This is a genomic window from Psychromarinibacter sediminicola (genome assembly GCF_029168335.1).
In the GTDB taxonomy this organism is placed as follows: domain Bacteria; phylum Pseudomonadota; class Alphaproteobacteria; order Rhodobacterales; family Rhodobacteraceae; genus Psychromarinibacter; species Psychromarinibacter sediminicola.
This window is the reverse complement of record NZ_JARGYC010000252.1, coordinates 1-380: the sequence shown is the minus strand read 5'-3', so window position 1 is coordinate 380 and position 380 is coordinate 1. Positions and strand designations below refer to the sequence as shown.

Annotated in this window: 1 protein-coding gene; it reads right to left on the bottom strand. The window is 62.1% G+C overall.

Annotated features, from left to right (window positions below):
* Positions 1-148 precede the first annotated feature (148 nt).
* Positions 149-380: DDE-type integrase/transposase/recombinase (locus P1J78_RS25235; RefSeq protein WP_275570114.1), on the bottom strand; the 232-nt coding region annotated here is incomplete at its 5' end.

Below are 380 nucleotides of genomic sequence, written 5' to 3'. Positions count from 1 at the left end.
GCCGAGTACCGGTCTTGATCAGCCGCTCGCGCAACGAGGTGAGCGACCATGTCTCGATCTCCTTTGGCGTGGCCAGCGTGCGGAGGAAGTTTGCGGGTGCTGTCAGACAGATTCGAACTGGTCTCAGCTTGGACAGTGACGCTGTCCCTTATGCCGCGCAGAGACTGCGCCACTCGGCGAGAGCGGCGGCGCGGTTCTTCTTGAAATTTGGTCGGGAGTAGAGACTGCGCTCCGAGTTGAAATGGTTGCTGACCGAGGCGTGGACGGAGGCGAATTTCTGCAAACTTCGCATCCGCCGGAACCGCAGCATCGCCCGCTCGCGTCGTCGGAACGGCAGGTGGGAGTTCTCGGCGCGGTTGTTCAGCCAGCGACCGGTTTCC